Source organism: Castellaniella defragrans 65Phen, assembly GCF_000612685.1.
Taxonomy (GTDB): domain Bacteria; phylum Pseudomonadota; class Gammaproteobacteria; order Burkholderiales; family Burkholderiaceae_B; genus Castellaniella; species Castellaniella defragrans.
The window spans coordinates 3,078,758-3,094,742 of record NZ_HG916765.1 but is presented as its reverse complement, the minus strand read 5'-3'; the positions used below and the strand labels follow the sequence as shown (position 1 = coordinate 3,094,742).

General features: G+C 66.6%; 17 protein-coding genes. 12 read left to right on the top strand and 5 right to left on the bottom strand.

What is annotated here, in order from left to right:
• Positions 1–64: 64 nt before the first annotated feature.
• From BN940_RS13800 to BN940_RS13785, 4 genes are read right to left on the bottom strand one after another with little or no spacing between them, the layout of a single operon-like run.
• Positions 65–1,327, bottom strand: coding sequence for an acetyl-CoA hydrolase/transferase family protein (locus BN940_RS13800; protein WP_043683964.1), 1,263 nt, complete (start codon positions 1,325–1,327; stop codon positions 65–67).
• A gap of 10 nt (positions 1,328–1,337) precedes the next feature.
• On the bottom strand, positions 1,338–2,540 hold the full coding sequence (locus BN940_RS13795; protein ID WP_043683962.1) for an acetyl-CoA acetyltransferase: 1,203 nt from the start codon (positions 2,538–2,540) through the stop codon (positions 1,338–1,340).
• 2 nt (positions 2,541–2,542) lie between these two features.
• Entirely contained in the window at positions 2,543–4,018 is a 1,476-nt protein-coding gene (locus BN940_RS13790; RefSeq protein ID WP_052355880.1) for a 3-oxoacyl-[acyl-carrier-protein] synthase III C-terminal domain-containing protein, read from the bottom strand.
• Positions 3,999–5,021: a DUF7064 domain-containing protein gene (locus BN940_RS13785; RefSeq protein ID WP_043683959.1), complete on the bottom strand. Its 1,023-nt coding sequence runs from the start codon at positions 5,019–5,021 to the stop codon at positions 3,999–4,001. Before BN940_RS13785 ends, BN940_RS13790 begins: the two co-directional genes overlap by 20 nt.
• A 224-nt stretch (positions 5,022–5,245) precedes the next feature.
• Here BN940_RS13785 and BN940_RS13780 point away from each other — a divergent pair, with 224 nt between their 5' ends.
• The 4 genes from BN940_RS13780 to BN940_RS13765 all read left to right on the top strand — a co-directional run bounded on the left by BN940_RS13780 (position 5,246) and on the right by BN940_RS13765 (position 7,745).
• Positions 5,246–5,749: a MarR family winged helix-turn-helix transcriptional regulator gene (locus BN940_RS13780; protein WP_043683956.1), complete on the top strand. Its 504-nt coding sequence runs from the start codon at positions 5,246–5,248 to the stop codon at positions 5,747–5,749.
• A 232-nt stretch (positions 5,750–5,981) separates the two neighbouring features.
• On the top strand, positions 5,982–6,794 hold the full coding sequence (locus tag BN940_RS13775) for a hypothetical protein (RefSeq protein WP_043683953.1): 813 nt from the start codon (positions 5,982–5,984) through the stop codon (positions 6,792–6,794).
• Between the two features lie 31 nt (positions 6,795–6,825).
• Positions 6,826–7,467, top strand: a complete 642-nt coding sequence (locus tag BN940_RS13770) for a cytochrome c oxidase subunit 3 (protein ID WP_052355879.1) — start codon at positions 6,826–6,828, stop codon at positions 7,465–7,467.
• Positions 7,464–7,745: a cytochrome C oxidase subunit IV family protein gene (locus tag BN940_RS13765; RefSeq protein ID WP_084330700.1), complete on the top strand. Its 282-nt coding sequence runs from the start codon at positions 7,464–7,466 to the stop codon at positions 7,743–7,745. Before BN940_RS13770 ends, BN940_RS13765 begins: the two co-directional genes overlap by 4 nt.
• 82 nt (positions 7,746–7,827) lie before the next feature.
• Here the strand turns inward: BN940_RS13765 and BN940_RS19075 are convergent, their stop codons facing one another.
• Positions 7,828–8,028 carry a hypothetical protein gene (locus BN940_RS19075; RefSeq protein WP_148304974.1) on the bottom strand — a complete coding sequence of 67 codons (201 nt, stop codon included), beginning with the start codon at positions 8,026–8,028 and terminating at the stop codon, positions 7,828–7,830.
• A gap of 71 nt (positions 8,029–8,099) precedes the next feature.
• On the opposite strand from BN940_RS19075, the gene BN940_RS13760 reads away from it, so the two are divergent.
• The 8 genes from BN940_RS13760 to BN940_RS13725 all read left to right on the top strand — a co-directional run bounded on the left by BN940_RS13760 (position 8,100) and on the right by BN940_RS13725 (position 15,971).
• Entirely contained in the window at positions 8,100–8,666 is a 567-nt protein-coding gene (locus tag BN940_RS13760) for a MarR family winged helix-turn-helix transcriptional regulator (protein WP_052355878.1), read from the top strand.
• A 136-nt stretch (positions 8,667–8,802) separates the two neighbouring features.
• A complete protein-coding gene (locus BN940_RS13755) occupies positions 8,803–9,987 on the top strand; it encodes an acetyl-CoA C-acyltransferase family protein (protein WP_043683947.1) in 1,185 nt (394 codons plus the stop codon).
• Positions 9,988–10,300: 313 nt separating this feature from the next.
• Positions 10,301–11,998 carry a phytoene desaturase family protein gene (locus BN940_RS13750; RefSeq protein ID WP_043683945.1) on the top strand — a complete coding sequence of 566 codons (1,698 nt, stop codon included), beginning with the start codon at positions 10,301–10,303 and terminating at the stop codon, positions 11,996–11,998.
• A 40-nt stretch (positions 11,999–12,038) separates the two neighbouring features.
• Entirely contained in the window at positions 12,039–13,688 is a 1,650-nt protein-coding gene (locus BN940_RS13745; protein ID WP_043683942.1) for a phytoene desaturase family protein, read from the top strand.
• Positions 13,685–14,008, top strand: a complete 324-nt coding sequence (locus tag BN940_RS13740; RefSeq protein ID WP_043683940.1) for a hypothetical protein — start codon at positions 13,685–13,687, stop codon at positions 14,006–14,008. Before BN940_RS13745 ends, BN940_RS13740 begins: the two co-directional genes overlap by 4 nt.
• Positions 14,005–14,346, top strand: coding sequence for a hypothetical protein (locus BN940_RS13735; protein ID WP_043683938.1), 342 nt, complete (start codon positions 14,005–14,007; stop codon positions 14,344–14,346). Before BN940_RS13740 ends, BN940_RS13735 begins: the two co-directional genes overlap by 4 nt.
• Positions 14,343–14,666, top strand: a complete 324-nt coding sequence (locus BN940_RS13730) for a 2Fe-2S iron-sulfur cluster-binding protein (RefSeq protein ID WP_242404200.1) — start codon at positions 14,343–14,345, stop codon at positions 14,664–14,666. The genes BN940_RS13735 and BN940_RS13730 overlap by 4 nt, the downstream gene beginning before the upstream one ends.
• Positions 14,667–14,741: 75 nt before the next feature.
• Positions 14,742–15,971, top strand: a complete 1,230-nt coding sequence (locus BN940_RS13725) for an NAD(P)/FAD-dependent oxidoreductase (protein ID WP_043683936.1) — start codon at positions 14,742–14,744, stop codon at positions 15,969–15,971.
• The last annotated feature ends 14 nt before the right edge of the window (positions 15,972–15,985 follow it).

Here is a 15,985-nt window from a genome sequence, read left to right as displayed (position 1 = left end):
TCTTTGCATGGATGTGGAATTCGGCGGTGGTTTCAGGCGGCCGCGGGCCGGCCGTGGCGCGGCATCAGAGCGATGCGCATAGCGTTTTCCATTGGGCTTCCAGCAGGGCGCGGTGTTGCGGCGCGGCGATCGCCATGAGCCGCTGCGCGCGCTGCGGAATGGATGCCCCCCGCAGGTCGGCCACGCCGTGCTCCGTGACGATGAGGTCCGCGACGTGCCGCGGCGCGCCGACGAGCGCGCCGCCGGAGAGCCTGGACACGATGCGGGATCGCGCGCCCGCGGCCGCCGTGGACAGCAGCGCGAAGACCGCGCGGCCGCCCCGCGAGAGCCGGGCGCCGGCCGCGAACGCCGGCATTCCGCCCACGCCGGCCACCAACTGCCGGCCCAGCGTGTCGCAATTGACCTGCCCGAACAGATCGACCTCCAGGGCCGCGTTGATGGCGACGAAGTTGTCGATCGCCGCGATCCTGCGGGGGTCGTGGGTTTCGTCGACCGGGGCGAACAGGAAGGTGTCGTCCAGGGCGGCGCGCCGGTAGTAGTCGCGGTCGCCCAGCGCCACGCCCAGCGTCACGGCGGCCCGTCCCTCGATCACGCGCCCGTCGATGAGCGGCACCACGGCCTGCGTGGCCATGCCGGCGTGCAGCCTGAGCCCGCGGTGCCCGCGCAGCGCATCGAGCACCCCGGTGACCATCCTGCCGATGCCGAGCTGGATCGTGTCCCCGTCGCGCACCAGGCCGGCGATGTGCCCGGCCAGGGACGCATAGGACGCGGATGCCGGTTCGGCGGGGTAGGTGAGCAGGTCGGCCGGGGCCTCGATCACGGCGTCGCATTCGTCCAGCCGGACGTGGGCGGCTCCGTGCGTGCGGGGCATGGCCGGGTTGATGTGCGCGACCCTGCGCTTCGCCCTGGACCAGGCCGCCGGCGCGAAATCGTGGCATATGCCCAGGCTCGACCGGCCGGCCGGGTCCGGTTCGCTGGCCTGCACGACGGCCAGGTCGATCTCCAGCGAGCTCAGGTCCCGCCATGCGCCCAGATAGTCCGTGGGCAGGAGCTCGACGCGCTCGTCCTGGAAGCCGGGCCGGAAGGCGGGCGACATGAAATAGGCCCGCTGGCGGGCCCGCGGATGCAGGCCGACATAGGCGCCGTCGTTGATGCCGGGAAAGAACACGCCGACGAAGCGCACGTCGGCGGCCTTTTCCGGACGGGCGCGCAGGGCGTCGCGGAGGACCAGCGATTCGCCGGTCATGCCGGCGAGGAACACGGTCATGCCGGGTTCGAGCGTATCGACGATGGCCTCGGCCGAGCGTCGGGGCGGCGAGCCGATCATGGCCGGTCCTTCAGGCGCCGAGGCGGCCGATGATGGAGATGGCGCAGACGTTCTGGTGCGGATGTCCGCCCAGGTTCTGCGTCAGCCCGAGGTCCGCCTTGGGCAGCTGGCGTTCGCCCGCGCGGCCCAGGATCTGCTGGTAGAGTTCATAGACCATGCGCAGCCCCGAGGCGCCGATGGGGTGGCCGAAGCACTTCAGGCCGCCGTCCACCTGGCAGGGGATCGCGCCGCCGCGATCGTAGCGGCCGTCCAGGATGTCGTAGGGCGCGCGGCCCGGGTCGCTCAGGCCGAGGCTTTCCATCAGCACCAGCTCGGTGATCGAGAAGCAGTCGTGCACCTCGATCAGGTCGAGCGCGGCGCGCGGATCGTCGATGCCCGCCTCGCGGTAGGCGCGCGCCGCGGCGACTTCGGCCGTGCGGATCGAGGCGCCGTCCCAGGTGTTGAACTGGGCCTCTTCTCCGTTGGAGACCGCCACCTGCAGCGCCTTGACGGTGACCATGTCGCGCCGGCCGAGCCTTTTCGCGGTTTCCACCGTGGTGACGATGGCGCAGGCCGCGCCGTCGCTCACCCCGCAGCAGTCGTAGAGCCCCAGCGGGGCGGCCACCGTGGGCGCCTTCAGCACGTCCTCGATGGTGATGCGGTTGCGCAGGTGGGCCTTGGGGTTGAGCGCCGCGTTGTCGTGGCTCTTGACGGACACGTGCGCCATCGCGCGCTTCAGGTCTTCGAGCGAGATGCCGTAGCGGGCCTGGTACGCGGTGGCGAGTTGGGCGAAGGCGCCCGGCGCCGAGGCGTTCGGCTGCCAGAGGTCGGGCACGATGCCGCGCGTGCGCACCGGCAGGCCGCCGTATCCGGTGTCCTTGAGCTTCTCGACCCCGAGCGCGAGGGCGACGTCGTACGCGCCCGAGGCGACGGCGTAGACCGCGCCGCGCAGCGCCTCGGTGCCCGTCGCGCAGGCGTTCTCCACGCGGGTCGCGGCGATGAAGGGCAGGCGCAGGCCCTGGGCCAGGGGGCCGGCGGTCTTGCCGACGTTGTTTTCCTCCAGGCACACGCCCAGCCAGGCCGCCTCGATCTGGTTCTTCTCGATGCGGGCGTCCGCCAGGGCCTCGGAATAGGCTTCGAGCATCAGGTCTTCGGCGTTGTCCGACCAGCGCTCGCCGAAGCGCGAGCACCCCATGCCGAGAATGGCGACGCGGTCGCGGATTCCAGTGGCCATGCTCATTCTCCAGCCTTGTGTTGGGGGCGCACTTTCCAGAAATAGCGCCTGTAGCCGCGCGCGGCGTCGAAGTCCTTGATGCGGAATACCGTCTCCAGCGGCAGGCCGACGGCGAGCTCGCCGGGGTCGCAATCGACGAATTCCATGAGCACCCGGGCCCGGCTCTCGAATTCGACGTGGCCGAACATGAAGGGCGGGCAGGGGCGGTAGGACAGCCAGTCGCAGGTATAGCTGCGGATCCGCACCGGCTCGTCCGCGAAGCGGTGCGGGGTCTGCGTGTCGGTCGCGCCGCAGGCCGGATTGACGCAGATCCGTCCGGCGGGGAACTGGGTGGTGCCGCACTGTCCGCAGCGCCCCCCCTCGAACCGGTTCGTCATCGCCGCGGCGCGCCAGGCGGCCGACAGGGCGGTCTTGTTGTCCATTTCGGCGCGCATCCCCCAATCCGGCTGGAGCTGGCCGGTGAAGGAGAGGTATTTGAGGTACTGGCTTTCGGCGCGTCCGCCCCCGAGCCAGTCCGGCTCGGGCGGGCGGGACGCGATCTCGGGGCGGGTCTCCAGCACCAGCACGTCGCAGCCGCTGCTGAACTGCGCCACCACGATCCGCTCGCCGGGGCCGGCCTGGGCCAGCACGCGCGCCAGCATCAGCAGCGGGTGGGCGGTTCCCGTGTCGCCGCATTCCTCGTGCAGGGCGCCGTGGACGGCTTCGGGACGGATGCCCAGTTTCTTCGCCAGCAGGGCGGCGCTGCGCGGCAGCGTGTCGGGCATGACGAAATGATCGATTTCCCCGGCTTCGATGCCTGCCGTGCCGAGCGCCCGCCTGACCACGGGAGGCACGAGCTTGGACAGGCCCTCGTCGCGGATCCAGCGTTCCTCCCAGCGGTAGTCGCCGTGGCGGTCGCTTTCGCGGAAATGGTCGACGAAGTCGGCGGTCGTGCTGGCCGCGCCCAGCAGCACGGCGATCGGCCGGCCTTCGCCGACCAGCAGGGCGGCGGCGCCGTCGCCGAAGCGGAGTTCGGCGGTGCTGGCCGGGGGCGGAATGCGGCGGTCAGATGCGACGATCAGCGCGTTGCCGGCGCCGGCCTGCAGGGCGGCCATGAGCGCCGTGCTGCCCGCGCGCAGGCTGCCGCCGGTGTCGTGCGCGCCCACGGCGGCATCGAGGCCCAGCGCCGCGCCGACGATGGCGGCGTTGAGCCGATCGGCGAAGGGCAGGCTGGTCGAGGCGAGGACCAGCGTATCGACTTTCGCCGGCCGGTCTTTGCCCAGCGCGGCGCGGCCCGCCTCGACGGCCATCGTGACGGCGTCCTCGTCCCAGTGGGCGATGGCGCGCGCGCCCTGCGCCAGCGCCTTGAGCCCCGGCGCCATCCAGCGGTGCGCATCGGCCACGGCCCGGCGGTCGAGCCGCAGGCGCGGGACGTAGGCGCCGATCGACAGGATCCCGCGCCTGGTTTCCTGGGGGGCCTTATGGCTGCGTTCGCTCATCGTGCGTCCGTTCGTGAAGTCCCTCGGCATCGGGCAGGCCGCGCGTGATGGGCGAGCCGGCCGACAGGTCGGATTGCGTGACGTGGTCCAGGTAGGCGGCGGGCCAGAACGTCTCGACGTGGCCCACGCCCGGCACGCCGTCGATGGCGATGCGCATGGAGTTCTCGTGCATCATGACGCCCGGGCTGACCGCGAAGGGGTAGGTGGCGAAGGTGTCTCCGGTCACCACGGTCTCGCGCCCGAGCTTGTCCTGTACGACGACGTGGATGCGGGTGGGCACCAGTTGCGCGTCGTGCTCGAAGCGGAAGTCCACCGCATCGACCTCGCAGGTCTCGCCGTCGCGCAGGACGTAGCCGCGCAGCATGGTGCGGCCCAGGGCGTGCAGTTGCCAGAAGTGGACGGCGCGGTCCGGCCCCGCCTGCGCTTCCAGCCATTTCCAGTGCTGCGAGAACAGCCAGTTGCGCGTGCCCCAGGAGTGGTCCCGATGGCCCATGGTCTCGAAGGGGATCGATTTGCCGTCGAGCGTCAGCGTGCCGCTGACCTTGCCGCTCTGTTCGATGCGGTTGTCGGCGACCCATCCCGGGCAGCCGTCCGGGTGGCTGCCGTAGGCGTAGGCCGGATGCACGGCCTCGAAGCGGTAGTCGAGCGCCGCGCGGCCCGCCGCGGCCGCCCGCACCTCGGCCGTTTCAAAGGGACGGCCGTGGCGCACGTGGACTTCGCCGACGCGCCAGTCGTCGAATCCGGCGGACGCCGGGACGTCGATGCCGTCGTGGATTTCCACCAGCGGCGCGCCGATGGCCGGGCCGTAGACGACGAAGGCGGAGCCCGCCTTGCCCAGTCCGCTGACCCAGGTGTAGACGAAGCAGGCGACGTCGTGCTCGGGCAGCTGGAGCATGAACACCAGGGATTCGCGCGCCAGGGGCTCGGCGGGCAGCAGATGGCGCCGATCGTGCGACGGATCGACGGGAGGCCAGGTCTGGCCCGGCGGGGTGCGGTCGTTCATTGCGCTTCCTTCTCCGGAGGGTGCCGCGGCATGCGGCTGGGCGGCATGCCGCGGCGATCGGCGTCTGGGTGGGTTACGCCGATATTGTCACCTATAATATAGTATGCGTCAATACTTGTTTCGGGCATGCTCCGGTGCATAATTATGCTTTCCGCCATGATGGCTGCACGTTCCGCCCTGATGGCGCCCTGACCCTGTCCCACGTCCTTGCCCGTTCCGGACCGATGCCGTCCCCGAAGACCGATCCCCCCCGCCGCGCGCCGACCGATGCGAGCTTCCTCGAACTGCTCGGCTTCTTCTATCCGATCCACTACCGGATCGGCATGGCGCTCGAACGCTGCATGACGCAGGGCAGGCTGTCGCGCCAGCAGGTCGCGATCATCTGGCTGATCGAATCCGAGGCCGGCCCGTACGGCTGGGTACGGCGCAAGCACATCGAGCAGGCGCTGGGCGACTGGTTCGAGTCGCGCAACTCGCACGTCACCCAGCTGCTGCACGACCTGTCCCGGCCGCCTCTGGCGCTGGTCGTGCAGAAGACCAATCCGGATTCGGGGCGGGAAAAGCTGGTGGCACTGACCGATGCCGGCCGCAGCTACTTCGAGACCATGGTCGGCGCCGCGATCGATTTCTTCAGGGAACTGCTGCCGCATCTGTCCGACCGGGAACTGCGCGACGGCGTCCGCTTCCTGGGCCGCGCCTTCGGTCCGCCGACGCTCCCGGATCGCTAGGGAGGAAGGGGAGGGCGGACCTCTTGCGAGGGAGCGGGAACCCCTGCCTCCCCAGGATGCCCTCCGCCAGGATTCCTTGCAGGAGGCCTTCTTGCAGGAGACGCCGTGCCGCGGGATTCCCCACCCGGACACTCTTGACAGAATTGTTCAAAAATTTAATAATCAGCAGGCATACATAAATTGCCTCATCCGTTTTCCAACAGACCGACAAGGTACGATCAGGAGACATGCCATGAACACTCCATCCAGCCAGGCGCTCGGCAGCCATCTGCCCGACGATGCCGCCGTTCCCCTCGCCCCGCGCCCTCCCGTGCTCAGCAACGAGGCCTATTTCCGCTATTGGCGGCTGTGCGCCGCCATGGGGCCGGTCTTCCTGGCCGCCTTCCTGATCTTCTGGGGGGCGCTGGGGCACAACATCCCCCCCATTCCGGCCGATCGCACGGCCGACCAGATGGCGGAATTCTTCCGTGGCCATTACAACGAGGTGCGCGCGGGCATGGCCGGCGCCATGCTGTTCGGCGTGCTCTACCTGCCGTGGACCCTGTCCATCTCCCGGGTGATGGCCTGGATCAATCCGCATGAAAACAACATCATGACCACCTTGCAGATGTGGGGCGGCGGCCTGACCGTGGTTCCCCTGGTGGGCTCGTCGGTCTTCTGGATGACGGGCGCCTACCGGCCCGACGTGCTCGACGTGGTCACCCTGCAGATGCTCTACGACCAGGGGTGGCTGCTGATCGACATGTTCTACGCCATCACCACGGTCGCCATGATCGCCCTGGGCGTCGGCGGCCTGGCCGATCAGCGCGACCAGCCCCTGTTCCCCCGCTGGGTGTGCTGGTACACGATCTGGGCGGGGATCAGCTTCCTGTTCGAGCTGCTGATGCCGTTCTACACGTCCGGCCTGTTCGCGCGCCAGGGCTGGCTGAACTTCTGGGTCGAGTTCGTGGTGTGGTTCGCCTACATCGTCCTGGTCACCTACTACGTATTCCGGGCCATTCCGCGCCTGGAAAAAGAACGCACGGCCTTCCTCGCCGGCGCCTGAGCGCACGCCTCATCGATCGGAGATCATCCTCATGACCGAAACCACGCTTTCGTCCGTCTCGTCCATCCGGGACGCCATGAGCCGGCGGACACCAGCGCCGGCCGCCTCGCCCGCGGATCACCGGGTGTCCGGCGTCCTCGTCTTCATGCTCGCGGACATGATCGTCTTCACCATGATATTTGCCGGCTTCATGATCGAGCGGATGGGCCAGCTCGAACTGTTCAACCGGTCCGCGGCGACGCTCGACGTGCGCCTCGGGGTGCTCAACACCCTGATCCTCATCGCCAGCGGATTCCTGGTGGTCCTCGCGGTGCACGCCGCCCATGCGGGCCGCCGGGCCGCGACCCGGCGGTGGCTGCTGCTGTCGTTCATCGTCGGCGCCGGCTTCGGCGTCACCAAGATGACCGAATACAACGAGAAGATCTTCGGGCATGGCATCACCATGCACACCAACGACTTCTACATGTTCTATTTCACGTTGACCGGCGCGCACTTCTTTCACTTCATCGCGGGCATGATCATCCTGGCCGCCCTGTGGTTCAAGGCGGGCCGCGACCCGGCCGACCACCGGCTGTACAAGACGATCGAGGCGGGCGCGCTCTACTGGCACATGGTCGATCTGCTCTGGATCTTCATCTTTCCCATGCTCTATCTCCTGGGGGCGTCGCAATGAATACCCATCCTTCCCTTCGTCCGGCCGTACTGGTGTTCCTGTTCCTCGTGGGCGCCACGCTGAGCAGCGTCTGGATGTCCGGCCACCAGTCCTTCGCCGGCCCGTGGACTCCCGTGTTCATCATGCTGGTGGCGTTCGTCAAGGGCCGCATGATCATGCGCCATTTCATGGAGCTGGCCCGGGCGCCCCTGGCCTGGAGCGCGACCTTCGAGATCTGGGGGATCGCGACCACGGCGGTCATCGCCGGCCTCTGGATCGTGACCGCCACCGGAGGCTGAATCCGGTTCCGCTCCGCACCATTCTCCTGCACTGCCTCGGGGAGGGGGGTGATCCGGCTTGCGCGGCCGGCCCCGAGGCGGCTTATGGCGCCCATCGCGCGATCGCACGATGGGCGTCTTTTTTTTCGGTGCGCCCGGTGCGCCGTCCGGATGCGCGCCTGCCTCGCCGCCGCCCGCGCAGTGCCGCCGCCTTCCTTTTCAGGACGAGAATCTCGTAGATTACGGTATTTAAGCGTACAATTTTCGTTTGATCGTCGGCCGGAATGACGCCGGCGATTTCCATTTGCAACCTCCAGGCCCCCCGGCTCAGGAAAGAGGGGATCGCACGCCATGAGCAACCAGGAAAGGAAAGGAATGTCCAACACGCCGAACGGTCGGAAGACCAAGGAAAGCACGTCCAGGGCGCCGGCCGCCCCGCGCGGCGCCCAGGCCGACCAGGATGCCTTGCGCACCGGGATCCGCCTCGGCTATCTGATCCACGACGTCTCGCGCATGCGGCGGACCGCTTTCGATCATCTGATGAAGCCGCTGGGGGTCACCCGGGCGCAGTGGTGGGTCCTGGCGCACCTCTCGCGCCAGGACGGCATGGCGCAGACCCAGCTGGCCGCCATCCTGGACGTGGGCAAGGCGAGCCTGGGCTCGCTGCTGGACCGCCTCGAAGCCACGGGTTTCATCGAAAGGCGTCCCGATGCCGTGGATCGCCGGGTGAAGCGCGTATTCCTGTCGCGCAGCTCCAGGCAGCTGCTGGAAGAACTGTCCGAGGTCGAAGCCCGCTTCAACGAACAGATCCTGTCCGGCCTGAGCGCCGAGGACCGCAAGTCCCTGATCCGCATGCTCACCCTGATCAAGAACGCCTTGTCCGACCTGCCGCTCGACGAGCTCTCCGAGACGATGGCCCAGGAAACCAGCGCCGTCGAGTAGCGCTCTCCGCTTTTCCCCCGCCTTTCCCCGCCTGCGCGGATGGCGCGACCCCCGCGCCGCGATTCGATTGAACACAATCATATTGTATGATACGATACTTTATGGTTAGTTTAATAAATTTGGATCGGGGGTCCGCATGCCGTCATGTGATGTCTTCGTAGTCGGTGCGGCGCGTACCGCCATCGGCAGTTTCGGCGGGGCGCTGAAGGACGTGCCGCTGCGCGATCTGGCCGCGCGCGTCCTGAAGGAATCGCTGGATCGCAGCGGGGTGCCCGCCGGCGAGGTCGGGCACGTCGTCTTCGGCAACGTGATTCCCACCGAGCCGGCGGATGCGTACCTGAGCCGGTTCGCCGCGCTCGAGGCGGGCCTGCCCGACACGACCCCGGCCTTCAACGTCAACCGGCTGTGCGGCTCCGGCCTGCAGGCCATCATCTCCGCGGCCCAGGTGATCCATGCCGGCGACGCCGACGTCGCCGCGGGCGGCGGCGCCGAATCCATGAGCCGGGGCCCCTACCTGCTGCCGGCCCAGCGCTGGGGCGCGCGCATGGGGGATTCGGCGGTCGTCGATTACATGAACGGCATCCTGCACGATCCCTGGGACGGCGTCCATATGGGGATCACGGCGGAAAACGTCGCGCGCCGCCATGGCATCACGCGCCGGATGCAGGACGAACTGGCGCTCGAAAGCCAGCACCGCGCGCAGCGCGCGATCGAGGAAGGCCGCTTCCAGGGCCAGATCGTGCCGGTCACGGTCCCGACCCGGAAAGGGCCGGTGGTCTTCGACCGCGACGAGCACGTCCGGTCGGGGCTGACGCTCGAACAGCTCGCGGCGATGAAGCCCGTGTTCCAGAAGGACGGCACCGTGACCGCGGGCAACTCGTCGGGGATCAACGACGGCGCCGCCGCCGTGATCCTGGCCGGCACGCCGGCCGTGGCCAGGCTGGGGCTCGCGCCTCTGGCGCGGCTGGTCGGGTATGCGCATGCCGGGGTGGACCGCAGGTACATGGGCATCGGCCCCGTGCCCGCATCGCGCGCGGTGCTGGCACGGGCGGGGCTTTCCGCGCAGGACATGGACGTCGTCGAATCGAACGAGGCCTTCGCCGCGCAGGCCTGCGCCGTTTCCCGCGAACTGGATCTCGATCCCCTGCGCGTCAATCCGAACGGTTCGGGCATTTCCCTCGGCCATCCCGTGGGAGCGACGGGCGCGATGATCACGATCAAGGCGATCCACGAATTGCACCGGATCCAGGGGCGCTATGCCCTGGTCACGATGTGCATCGGCGGCGGCCAGGGCATCGCGGCGATATTTGAAAGGGTATGAACCGCCTCCGGGCGGATTGATGCTCCCGGCGATCGCGGCAAGGCGGCCCGCCGGGCGCGAAGGAGGACGAACATGCGGCTGGATGCCCGGCGTGGTTCCGTATTCCGGCCTTGGCAGAATATATAACTAATGTTGGCATCCTGAATATCGCAATGAAGCCGCATCCATGGTCATATAGAGGCCGTGGAATTCAAGGAAAAAATCTGCGAATTTTAATGAATCCATTTGATGGATCCAAGCACGTGGATAAACGGAAACACCCGTTCGGTTTATCCATCGTGTCCGGGTGGATATTTAAGGGACATAAACAGAAATGGCAAATCCGAAAAGCGAATATGACGTGATCATCGTGGGCGGCGGCCTGAATGGCCTCGCCACCGGGGCATATCTGCAGAAGGCGGGGCTCAGCGTAGGCATTTTCGAGCGCAGGGATGAATCCGGCACGTTTTGCGCCACCGAGGAGGTCCTGTTTCCCGGGGTCAAGCTGAATCTTCACGCCTCCCTGCTGGTGACCCACTTTGGCCCCGCCATGGTGGACCTGGAACTGGAAAAATTCGGCCTCGAACTGTGCAAGCCGGCCGGGGCCGAATATGGCTATTTTTATCCGTTCCTGGACGGCAATGCGGCGATGTTCGCCCATTACGATGCGCGCAAGACCTATGAAATGTGGCAGCGGATTTCCCCCAAGGACGCCGAAACCTACCGCAAGGTGGCGAATTTCCTGGGGCCGCGCCAGGACGTGATCCTGCAGCAGGCGCTCTGTTCCAAGCATACCGACGAAAGTTTCCTGCAGTTTCTGGATGAATTCAGCGACGTCCCGGTCTTCCCGAAAGACTGGCTCTTCATGAGCGGATTTGAATTCGTCGAAAACCTGTTCGAGCACGAGCAGATCCGCGTGGGCCTGCTCAGCTCCGCCGCGATGGCGGCGGACGATCTCAAGAGCCGCCTGGCCGGCCCGCTGTCGATCCTGGCGGCGCTGTGCGGCTTCACCTCGAATTTCTATACGGCGCGCGGCGGCAGCCACGACGTGGTCCATGCGCTGGTCCGGTGCTTCGTCCTGCACGGCGGCAAGATTTTCTACAACTGCCCGGTCGAGAAAATCATCATCGAGGACAAGAAAGCGAAAGGCATCGTGCTGTCCAGTATTTCCTGCTACCCCGATGCCGAATTCAAGGCCGGCAAGGCCGTGATCAGCGACCTGAGCGCGCAGACCACCTTCCTCGGCCTGGTCGGCGAAGAGCATCTTTCGGTCTCCGCGCGCGCATCCCTGAAGCGCTACGATTATCGCGGCGGCACCCTGTTCACCAATTACTACGTGATGAACGAGCGTCCCGATTTCGCCTGCGCGCAGAAATTCCCGGAAGCCAACAATACCTATTCCTTCAATTTCGGCGCCGAAACCGTGGACCAGGCCGCCGATCTGTTCGACCGCTGCGACGTGCGGGGCGTGCTGCCGGATCCTCCGGTGGCCTGGGGCGGTTGCGCCAATTACTGCATCGCCGACCCCACCCAGGCGCCCCCGGGAATGTATACGGTCATGTCCTGGTGCTTCGTGCCGTACAAGCTCAATTCCCTGGGCGGACCGGGGGCATGGGACGACATCCGGGAATCCTATGCGGACAAGGCCGAGGAAGTCCTGGTCCAGTATCTGCCCAACCTGAAGACCGCCAAGGTCGCGCGCTACGTGAACACGCCGCACGATTATGTGCGCCGCAATGCCCACTCGTTCGGCAACATGCACCCGAGCGGCGCCACCACCGAGGCGCAGATGTGGAGCTGGAAGCCGTTCGCCGGCTGCGATGCGCCGAGAACGCCGATCGACAGCCTGTACATCTGCCAGTCGATGGGCATGTCCAATTTCACCCACCTGGGCGCGGCCTACGTCGCCGCCAGCGAACTCATGGGCGACCTGGGGATCGAGCGGCCCGACTGGTGGCGGGCCAAGGCGATGGATGGCGCCAAGGAGCTCTGGCGGCGCGAGGGCGTCGAACGACGGACCAGTGTCGATTGAACGCAAACGAAACCTGACAGCTTCTGGGAGATGAATCCAAATGTCTGAAGTCAAACAATGCGATGTGGTGGTGATCGGGGCGGGGCACAACGGCCTCACGACGGGCGCCTACCTGGCCCGGGCCGGCGCGAAGGTCCTGGTCGTCGAGCGGCGCCACGAAACCGGCGGCGCCCTGGTGACCGAGGAATTCTCGGGCTTCCGCTTCAATCTGCATGCCACCTACATGATGATGCTGGACGTGGCGCCGCCGTATAAGGATCTGGGACTGGAGGCCGACGGCTGCGTCTACATCCGGCCGGACGTGGCGGCCTCTATCCTGAAAAAGGACGGCACGGCGGTCACGCTGCACGGCGACCTGGAAAAGAGCGTCGAGTCGATCCGCAGGATATCCCCCCGCGATGCGGAGCGCTTCCGCGAGATCTATCTCGAATACAAGCAGATGTCCGATGAATATCTGATACCGGCCACCTATGGCAAGCCCGTGGGTTCCGCGCAGCTCGCCGGCACCTACATGGAAACCGAACTCGGCAAGAAAATCCTCGAGGTCTCCGAACTCACGCCCTATCAGATCTGCCAGAGCTGGGGATTCGAGACCCCCGAACTGGGCGCCCTGCTGCTCTACCTGATCTGCATGTGGGGCATCGATCCCACCGAGACCAACTCCAGCTACCTGGTGCCGCTCTACTTCAACCGCATGCTGAACGCCACGCTGGTGCGCGGCGGCTCGCACCGCCTGTCCTCCACCCTCCAGAAGGCCGGGATCCTCGCCGGCATGGAAGTGATGGAAAACCACGAGGTCAAGCGGATCATCATGGAAGACGGCGCCGCCGTCGGCGTGGAAGTCGCCCCCACCGGCACGGACGGGCCGCTGATCAGGATCGACGCCAAATCCATCGTGACCTCCACGGATCCCACCACCACCTTCGGCACGTTCATCTCCGAAGAAGAAATGCAGCAGCGGTCCAAGCTCTGTCTCAATACCGCCCGCAACTGGGAATGGGAGCACAGTTCCCTGTTCCTGTGCCACCTGGGCCTGCGCAAGAAGCCCCGCTTCAAGGCCGAGGACCAGGACCCCGCCGTGCAGACTGCCTTCATCCGGGTGTTCGGCGTGGAGTCCCCCGAAGACGTCGTGAAGCACTTCAACGAAGTCATGGAAGGCCACCTGCTGCACGACATCGGGCACGTGACGTTCACCACCGACCTGGATCCCAACCAGGCGCCCCAGGAAACCGAGCCGGGCAGCGCGGTGGCCCGGATCGAGGCGGTCGTGCCCTATGCGCCGGCGCAGGGGGACTGGGCCGACGTCGCCGGCCCGTACGGCGACCGCCTGATCGCCAAGCTGGCGGAATACATGGTCGATTTCGACCCGGCCGACATCATCCGGCGCTACCAGTACACGCCCGTCTACATCGAAATGAAGATCCCGCAGATGAAGCGCGGCTCGTTCAAGCACGGCGCGTACGTCATGACCCAGATGGGCTATTCCCGGCCGAACGTGCAATGCTCGTCCAACAAGACGCCCATCAAGGGCCTGTACGTCTGCGGCGCCAGCACCTTCCCGGGCGGAATGATCACCTTCGGCGGCGGATACAACGCGGCCAAGACGGTGGCCCAGGACATGGGGCTGAACATCTGGTGGACCGAGCCCGACGAGGTCATCGCCGCCCGGGAAAAGGGGCTCCTCCTATGATCGTCTGGTCCAGAGGCCTCGGGAAGCAGCGGCTCCCGATCGAACTCAAGGATTCCGCGCTGCGCAGGGAACCGGATCATCTGGCCATGGAAGGCATCATCGAGCCCGTGTTCTGGAATTACTCGATCAAGCTCAGCCCGCAGGACCTGCTGGCGTTCCTGAAACTTCTGACGCATCCGAAGACGATCGGCTTTCTCGCGGAGCGCGAAGGCATCCTGATTCCCTTCGTCGTCAAGCTGATCGCCGTGCTGCCCCGACTGGTCTTCAACGTCCTGACGGAAAAAACCATCGGGAAATTCCGCAGAAAGGAGGCGAAATGAATTTCTGGTCCGAAGGTCTGGGTGATCGGGAGCTGGTCATGGGGCTCGACCGCTCCAAGCTGGATCTCAACGAGAAAGGCATCCTCCTGACGGGCATCGTCGATGCGCCGGCGCCCTGGGAATACGAGGTGACGGTGCATCTGGACGACTGGCTCGCCATCCTGAATACCGCGACCAGCCGCGATGCGGGCGACTTCATCGCCCGGTCGGTCGGCTTCGGCGCCACGCTGAAGATGGGCTGGTACATCCTCAAGTTCATCGTGCTGCTCGGCCTGCGGCGCTTCCCGAGGATGCTGGGATTGATCCGGGTGAAGCAGCCTCAAGGGAGTGTCGAATGATGGTGAAAGTGACCTACGTGGATTCGGCGAACGTGTCCCGGACGATCGAGGTGGCGCCGGGCGTTTCGGTCATGGCGGCGGCCCGGTCCAACGACATCCCCGAGATCGAGTCCGATTGCGGCGGCGTGTGCACCTGCGCGGCCTGTCATGTGTATGTCGATCCGGACTGGGTGGACAAGACGGGCACGGCTTCCAAGGTCGAGAACGGGCTGCTGTCCCTGCAGGAGACGCGGCGGCCGAATTCGCGCCTGTCCTGCCAGATCACGCTCAGCGAAGCGCTGGACGGCCTGGTCATCCACACGCTGGAGCCGGAAGAATGAACCCTTCGTTTCCATCGCGGAAACGAAGGCGGGCCATGTCGAATGGGGCGTCAGTTCAACATTGGGTGAAGCAAGATGAATGCGAATGAGCGTGTCATCATCGTGGGGGCCGGCCATGCGGGGGCGACCGTGGCCATGCAGCTGCGGAAAATGGATTTTGCCGGGGACATCATCCTGCTGGGCGACGAGCGGTTCTCGCCCTATCAGCGTCCCCCGCTGTCCAAGGCCTATCTCGCGGGGGAAGAGGATGCCGAGTCCCTGAAGCTGTGGCCGGACGAGATCTACGAGAGCAAGGGCATCATGCTCGTGCAGAGCGCGACGGTGGCGGCCCTGGACCGTGCCGGGAAATACGTCCGGCTGGCGGACAAGACCGAGGTTTCCTACGATTGCCTGGTGATCGCCACGGGATCCCGGCCGCGGGAGATCGCCCTGCCGGGCATCCACCTGGCCGGCGTGCATCGCCTGCACACGATCGAGGACGCCGACGGCCTCAAGGCCGCGATCGGCCCCGGCAAGCGCGTCGCGCTCGTCGGCGGGGGATACATCGGCCTGGAGGTCGCCGCCAGCGTGGTGGGCCTGGGCGGCAGCGCCGTCGTCATCGAGCAGCAGGACCGGGTCCTGGCCGGCGTGGCCAGCGTTCCGCTGTCCGATTACCTGCGCCGCGCCCACGAGGACCGCGGCGTGGAGTTCCTGACGGGCGTGCAGGTCGCCCGCATCGAAGGCAGCAAGGGGCGCGTGACGGGTATCCGCCTGGGCGACGACCGTCTCGTGCCCTGCGACGCCGCGGTCGTGTGCGTCGGGGTCGTCCCCAATACCGGGCTGGCGGTCGCCGCCGGGCTGGACGGCGCGAACGGGATCGTGGTGGATCACGATGCCCGCACCGCCGATCCGGCGATCTTCGCCATCGGCGACGTGACCTGCCGTCCCATGCCGCTGTACGACGACCGCATGTTCTGCCTGCGCAGCGTGCCCAATGCGCTCGAACAGGCGAAGCAGGCCGCGGCCGCCATGATGGGCAAGCCTCGCCCCAAGCCCGAGGTGCCCTGGTTCTGGTCGCATCAGTTCGACCTCAAGGTGCAGATCGCCGGCGTGCCTTTCGATGCCGACGACCTCGTGCTGCGCGGCGACCCCGCGGCCGGGGCTTTCTCGGCCTTTCACATGAAAGACGGCCGGGTGCTCGCCGTCGAGACGGTCGATGCGCCGCTGGAATTCGCGGCGGGCAAGCAGATGATCCTGCGCAAGTCGGTGCTCTCGCGCGAGCAGCTCGTCGATCCGCGGGTGGAAGTGACCGCCCTGGCGGTATGAAAAAGGAGATCGTG

What these genes read in the sequence shown, in the direction of transcription:
- BN940_RS13775 (WP_043683953.1), top strand. Translation starts at nt 5,982, where the DNA reads ATGAACACTCCATCCAGCCAGGCGCTCGGCAGCCATCTGCCCGACGAT.
- BN940_RS13765 (WP_084330700.1), top strand. Translation starts at nt 7,464, where the DNA reads ATGAATACCCATCCTTCCCTTCGTCCGGCCGTACTGGTGTTCCTGTTC.
- BN940_RS13725 (WP_043683936.1), top strand. Translation starts at nt 14,742, where the DNA reads ATGAATGCGAATGAGCGTGTCATCATCGTGGGGGCCGGCCATGCGGGG.
- BN940_RS13790 (WP_052355880.1), bottom strand. Translation starts at nt 4,018, where the DNA reads ATGAGCGAACGCAGCCATAAGGCCCCCCAGGAAACCAGGCGCGGGATC.
- BN940_RS13800 (WP_043683964.1), bottom strand. Translation starts at nt 1,327, where the DNA reads ATGATCGGCTCGCCGCCCCGACGCTCGGCCGAGGCCATCGTCGATACG.
- BN940_RS13770 (WP_052355879.1), top strand. Translation starts at nt 6,826, where the DNA reads ATGACCGAAACCACGCTTTCGTCCGTCTCGTCCATCCGGGACGCCATG.
- BN940_RS19075 (WP_148304974.1), bottom strand. Translation starts at nt 8,028, where the DNA reads ATGGAAATCGCCGGCGTCATTCCGGCCGACGATCAAACGAAAATTGTA.
- BN940_RS13755 (WP_043683947.1), top strand. Translation starts at nt 8,803, where the DNA reads ATGCCGTCATGTGATGTCTTCGTAGTCGGTGCGGCGCGTACCGCCATC.
- BN940_RS13740 (WP_043683940.1), top strand. Translation starts at nt 13,685, where the DNA reads ATGATCGTCTGGTCCAGAGGCCTCGGGAAGCAGCGGCTCCCGATCGAA.
- BN940_RS13750 (WP_043683945.1), top strand. Translation starts at nt 10,301, where the DNA reads ATGGCAAATCCGAAAAGCGAATATGACGTGATCATCGTGGGCGGCGGC.
- BN940_RS13785 (WP_043683959.1), bottom strand. Translation starts at nt 5,021, where the DNA reads ATGAACGACCGCACCCCGCCGGGCCAGACCTGGCCTCCCGTCGATCCG.
- BN940_RS13780 (WP_043683956.1), top strand. Translation starts at nt 5,246, where the DNA reads ATGCCGTCCCCGAAGACCGATCCCCCCCGCCGCGCGCCGACCGATGCG.
- BN940_RS13760 (WP_052355878.1), top strand. Translation starts at nt 8,100, where the DNA reads ATGTCCAACACGCCGAACGGTCGGAAGACCAAGGAAAGCACGTCCAGG.
- BN940_RS13735 (WP_043683938.1), top strand. Translation starts at nt 14,005, where the DNA reads ATGAATTTCTGGTCCGAAGGTCTGGGTGATCGGGAGCTGGTCATGGGG.
- BN940_RS13745 (WP_043683942.1), top strand. Translation starts at nt 12,039, where the DNA reads ATGTCTGAAGTCAAACAATGCGATGTGGTGGTGATCGGGGCGGGGCAC.
- BN940_RS13730 (WP_242404200.1), top strand. Translation starts at nt 14,343, where the DNA reads ATGATGGTGAAAGTGACCTACGTGGATTCGGCGAACGTGTCCCGGACG.
- BN940_RS13795 (WP_043683962.1), bottom strand. Translation starts at nt 2,540, where the DNA reads ATGGCCACTGGAATCCGCGACCGCGTCGCCATTCTCGGCATGGGGTGC.